Annotated in this window: 4 protein-coding genes; 3 read left to right on the top strand and 1 reads right to left on the bottom strand. The window is 73.4% G+C overall.

Going from position 1 to position 5326, the window contains the following annotated elements; translation table 11 throughout:
• Positions 1-279 precede the first annotated feature (279 nt).
• Together ABTZ91_RS33900 and ABTZ91_RS33895 are read left to right on the top strand one after the other, a co-directional pair.
• On the top strand, positions 280-618 hold the full coding sequence (locus ABTZ91_RS33900; RefSeq protein WP_352081087.1) for a metalloregulator ArsR/SmtB family transcription factor: 339 nt from the start codon (positions 280-282) through the stop codon (positions 616-618).
• A gap of 172 nt (positions 619-790) precedes the next feature.
• Positions 791-2251 carry an MFS transporter gene (locus ABTZ91_RS33895; RefSeq protein WP_352081086.1) on the top strand — a complete coding sequence of 487 codons (1461 nt, stop codon included), beginning with the start codon at positions 791-793 and terminating at the stop codon, positions 2249-2251.
• A 76-nt stretch (positions 2252-2327) separates the two neighbouring features.
• Here the strand turns inward: ABTZ91_RS33895 and ABTZ91_RS33890 are convergent, their stop codons facing one another.
• Positions 2328-3773 (bottom strand): glyceraldehyde-3-phosphate dehydrogenase, encoded by a 1446-nt coding sequence (locus tag ABTZ91_RS33890; RefSeq protein WP_352081085.1) that lies wholly within the window; start codon positions 3771-3773, stop codon positions 2328-2330.
• 283 nt (positions 3774-4056) lie between these two features.
• Here ABTZ91_RS33890 and ABTZ91_RS33885 point away from each other — a divergent pair, with 283 nt between their 5' ends.
• Entirely contained in the window at positions 4057-5208 is a 1152-nt protein-coding gene (locus tag ABTZ91_RS33885) for a hypothetical protein (RefSeq protein WP_352081084.1), read from the top strand.
• The last annotated feature ends 118 nt before the right edge of the window (positions 5209-5326 follow it).

Genomic DNA, 5326 nt, shown 5'->3' with positions numbered 1-5326 from the left:
ACCGCCGCGGCGAACGGCGCGATCTTCGCCTCCGCCAGCGCACGGACCGTCTCCCGGAGCATGTCGTGCTCCTCCGACGGGCGATACAGGTCGAAGTCCTTGGCCATGGTCTGGGGCTCCCCTAGCGATGCGTGCGGCACTATGGCACTGTCTTGGCACTGAGTACCCTCAGCAAAGCACACTCAGTACCACGATGCTAGTGGCTCCCGCGTCACCACGGTGACGGGGGCGCGCGGAAGGCGCCGCCGCCCGCGCCGGGCGCGTGCCTACGATGAGCCCATGCCGGAACGCCAGACCCGCGAGCGGACGCCCGGGCCCGCCGAACTCGCCGCCGCCGCGGCGGTCTTCGCGCTGCTCGCCGACCCCACCCGCCTCCGGCTCGTCTGGCTGCTGACCCGGGGCGAGGCCGACGTCAGCGCCCTGACCCAGGCGTGCGGAGCCTCCCGTCCGGCGGTCAGCCAGCATCTGGCCAAGCTGCGGATCGGCGGCCTGGTCCAGTCCCGCCGGGACGGGCGCCGGGTCGTCTACGCGATGCCGGACGGCCACCTCAAGCGCCTGGTGGTCGAGGCGATCAGCCGGGCCGACCACGAGGTGAGCGGAGAGCCCTGGCACGACTGAGGCGGGACCGCCTCCGCGTGGGCGTCCACGAGACGACCGCCCACGAGATGACCGCCCACGAGATGACCGTCTACGACATGGCCGTCCACGAGATGACCGCCCACGACATGACCGTCCACGAGATGACCGTCAACATGTGCGCAAGCGCGCACATGACGGCTACCGTGGAACCGTGCTGTCCGTACTGCGCGATCCCACCTTCCGGCGCCTCTTCACCGCCCAGGTCGTCGCCCTCCTCGGCACCGGCCTCGCGACCGTCGCCCTCGCGCTGCTCGCGTACGACCTCGCCGGCGCCGACGCCACCGCCGTCCTGGGCACCGCCCTCGCCCTGAAGATGGCCGCCTACGTCACCGTCGCGCCGCTCGCCGGCGCCCTGGCCGGCCGGATCTCCCGGCGCACGCTGCTCGTCTGCGCCGACCTGGTCCGCGCCTGCGCCGCCCTCGCGCTCCCCTTCGTGAGCGAGGTCTGGCACGTCTACGCCCTGATCGTGCTGCTCCAGGCCGCCTCCGCCGCCTTCACGCCCGTCTTCCAGGCCACCGTCCCCGACGTGCTGCCCGGTGAGCGCCCGTACACCGAGGCGCTGTCCCTCTCCCGGCTCGCCCACGACCTGGAGAGCCTCGCCTCCCCGGCCCTCGCCGCCCTCCTCCTCGCGCTCGTCCCGTACCCCTGGCTCTTCGCGGGCACGGCGACCGGCTTCCTGGCCTCGGCGGTGCTGGTGCTGTCGGCGGTCCTGCCGGGGCCGGGTTCGGGGCCGGGACCGGAGCGCGGTCCGGGAGCGTGGGCGGCGGCTTCGGCCTCGGCGTCCGGGAGTCCGGGCGGAGACGGCACCGGGGGCGGGGCGGGCGCCGGTTCGGCTGACGGATCCCGGGTCCGTACGGGTGCGGGCGCCGGGGCCGTCCCCGCTCGCGGCTTCGGAGCCCGGCCGTTCCTCGCCACCCCACGGCTGCGCGCCCTGCTCGCCCTCGACCTGGCCGTGGCCGCGGCCGGCGCCATGGTCCTGGTCGGCACCGTCGCCCTGGTCCGCGACACCCTGGGCCGCCCGGAGGGCGACGTGCCGTTCGCCCTCGGCGCGTACGGCGCCGGCTCCATGGCCGTCGCGCTGCTGCTGCCCCGGCTGCTGGACCGGGTCGACGACCGGCGGATCATGTTGGCGGGCGCCTTCGCGCTGCCCGTGCTCCTCGGCGCGCTCGCCCTCGGGCTCGCGGCCCCGGCCGGAGCCGTCCCGCCGTGGCCCGGGCTGCTCGTCGCCTGGCTGCTCACCGGGGCCGCGACCTCCGCGGTGCTCACCCCCTCCGGCCGGGTGCTGCGCCGCTCGGCCGGCCCGGCGGACCTGCCCGCCGTCTTCGCCGCCCACTTCTCCCTCGCCCACGCCTGCTGGCTGCTCACCTATCCGCTGGCCGGCGTGCTCATCGCCCGTACGGGACCGGTGCTCCCGGCGGCGCTCCTCGGCGGGCTCGCGCTCGCGGCCGCACTCGCCGCGGCCCGCCTGTGGCCCCGTACCGATCCCCTCGCCCTGCCGCACGTCCACCCGGAGCTGCCGGCCGGCCATCCGCACCTGGCCGGGGCGGCCGGGGCGCACAGCCACCCGTTCCACATCGACGCCCTGCACCGCCACTGGCCGGCGGCCCCGTAGAAACGCCGAACGGCGGCGGGCCGGAGCCCACCGCCGTTCGGCGTGTGCGTTCTGCCGTTTCCTTCCGGCCGGTCGGTCAGGCCGCCGGAGCCGGGAAGGTCGGGTACTCGACGCCGGAGACGTGCTGGACGACCCGGATGACCTGGCACGAGTAGCCGAACTCGTTGTCGTACCAGAGGTACAGGATCGCGTTGTCGCCGTCGACCTTGGTCGCGCCGGCGTCGACGATCGAGGCGTGGCGCGAGCCGACGAAGTCCATCGAGACCGCGTCGGGAGCCGTCGTGAAGTCGATCTGGCGCTTCAGCGGCGAGTGCAGCGAGACGTCGCGGAGGTACTCGAGGACCTCCTCGCGGGTGGTCTCGCGGCCCAGGCGCAGGCTCAGGATCGCGATCGAGACGTCCGGGACGGGGACGCGGATCGAGCTGCCGGTGATCGGCGCCTTCAGGTCGGGCAGCGCCTTGGCCACGGCGGAGGCGGCACCCGTCTCCGTGATGACCATGTTGAGCGGCGCGGAACGACCGCGGCGGTCCGCCTTGTGGTAGTTGTCCAGCAGGTTCTGGTCGTTCGTGAACGAGTGGACGGTCTCCACGTGACCGCGCAGCACGCCGAACTCGTCGTCCATCGCCTTCAGCGGCGGAACGATCGCGTTCGTGGTGCAGGACGCGCAGGACAGGACCCGCTCGTCCGGCTTGATCGTGTCGTGGTTGACGCCGTGCACGATGTTCGGCACGTCACCCTTGCCGGGCGCCGTCAGGACGACCTTGTCGATCCCCGGGCGCAGGTGCTTCGACAGACCCTCGCGGTCACGCCACTTGCCCGTGTTGTCGATGAGGATGGCGTTCTCGATGCCGTACGCCGTGTAGTCGACCTCGGACGGGTCGTTGGCGTAGATCACCTTGATCGTGTTGCCGTTGGCGACGATCGTGCCGTTGGCCTCGTCGACGGTGATGGTGCCCTGGAACTGGCCGTGGATGGAGTCACGGCGCAGCAGCGAGGCGCGCTTCACCAGGTCCTGCTCGCCGCCGCCGCGCACGACGATGGCGCGCAGCCGCAGGCCGTTGCCGGAGCCGGCCTTCTCGATCAGCAGACGGGCGACGAGCCGGCCGATGCGGCCGAAGCCGTACAGGACGACGTCGCGGCCGTCACGCCGCTCGATCTTGTTGGCCCCGGTGGCACCCGCGACGGCCTCGGCGGTGAACTCCGCGACCGAAAGGCCACGGTTGTCCGTCTTGTACTCCGCGGCGAGCATGCCGATGTCGATCTGGGACGGACCCAGGTCGAGGGTGGTGAGCGTCTCCAGGAACGGCAGGGTCTCGGTGACCGAGAGCTCCTCGCCGGCGATCTGGCGGGCGAATCGGTGGGTCTTGAGAATGCTGACCACCGACTTGTTCACCAGGGAGCGGCTGTGAACGAGGACCGTGACGTCCTGCTCTCGGTGCAGCTTCCCGATGATCGGAATCATGGACTCCGCGATCTCCTCGCGGTTCTTCCAGTTTGTGAACGAGTCCTCGTTGACAGTCACAGTGCATCTTTCGAGCTAGGCGGTGCTCATATGCTAACCCGACCGTTTTCGCGGGCGGCAGGGGGGTCCCCTGTGGTTCCGGACACGGGGCGTGGTTTTCGGACACGGGGGCCGCGGAGGCGCGTTTCCGGCGGCACCTCCCGCCCTACGGGGAACTGACGCCCCGTCATCGTCGGTCGGCGTCCACGCCTTCCTCACCACGTGAAGCCCCGCCATGGCCGAGGCCCCACGGGATTCCCCGATCGGGCCGAACCGTCCCTGCCCGCCTGGCACCCTTGCCGTCGTGACGTACGTGGTGACCGTGGAAACGTGCATACCCGACGACGCCCCCGACCTCGACGAACTGGGCCGGGTGGGGGCCGTCGTCCTGATCGAGCGGGGCTTCGGCTCCGTGGCCGGGGCCGAAGGGCCCGACGGCGTCGAGGTCGACGTCTTCGACGTGACCGTCGAGGCCCACCCGAGAGGCGCCGAACTCACCCTGACCGTGGCGGCCCCGACCCTGGAGGTCGCCGAGGACGCGGTGGGGGCCGTGGCCCAGGAGATCCTGGACCGCACCGAGCCCCTGGCCGCGTGGGTGGTCGTCAACAGCGAGGTCAGACTCCAGCCCGACCGGGCCCGGGAGAGCCTGGAGGCCGCCGACGGGCCGGACGCGCCGCCCGCCGACCCGGCCGTCCGCCGCGCCCGGCACGCCGCCGCGGCCGCCGCCGCGGCCGCCGCCGCCCGGGCGGCCCACGGCCGGAGCGGAGGCGCGAGCGGGGACCACGGGGGCGAGGAGGGCCCCGGAGGTTCCGAGGACCTCGGGGACCGGGTCTGGGTGGATGTCGTCGAGGAGAGCACCGACCCGGAGGCCGGGATCCGGGCCATGGCCGTACGGCTGCGCTCCTTCGACCCGGCCGTCTTCGGCGCGAGCCCCGACACCGCCGAGCTCGCCGCCGGCGCCCTCGTCCACGGCGCCGAGGTCCTCATCGACGAGTTGTACGACGACGTGCTGGCCCTCGCCGAGGAGGACACCCACGTCGCCGCCTGCGAAGGACACCTCTGGCACCTCGACCGGCTCCCCGACCGGCACGCGGACCGCTACGACGAGCTGTTCGCCCGCCGCTTCCTGGTCACCGCCGTCGCGCTCACCACCCGGTTCACCGACGGCAGCTTCCGCCGGCTCGGCTGCGTCGCCGAAGAGGTCGTTCTCCGCTTCCTCCTGGAACAGGCCCATGTGGCCCTCGACCTCTACGGCCTCCTGGACGACGACGTGGCGGCCGCCCTCGACCGCTTCCTCGCCCACGTCCGCGCCGACACCGGCCAGGACCCGGCGCTCGCCGGCTTCGGCACCTGGTTCACCCCGTACGGGGAGGACCGCTACGTCCACCCGTACGCCGCCGACATCCCGGCGGAGGAGACGGAGGGGGAGACGAAGGAGGAGGCGGAGGGGGCGTAGGACGGTGCTGTACGGGGCCGGGCACGGGGCGGCGGGCGTCGGCGGGGGCGGCGGGCATCGGGCGGCGGGCATCGGGCGGCGGGCGCCGGGAGTGGGGCGGCGGGAGTGGGGCGGCGGG

It is taken from the genome of Streptomyces sp. NPDC126499 (genome assembly GCF_040302485.1).
Classification (GTDB): Bacteria; Actinomycetota; Actinomycetes; order Streptomycetales; family Streptomycetaceae; genus Streptomyces.
This window is presented reverse-complemented; position numbering and strand designations above follow the sequence as displayed.

What these genes read in the sequence shown, in the direction of transcription:
- ABTZ91_RS33900 (WP_352081087.1), top strand. Translation starts at nt 280, where the DNA reads ATGCCGGAACGCCAGACCCGCGAGCGGACGCCCGGGCCCGCCGAACTC.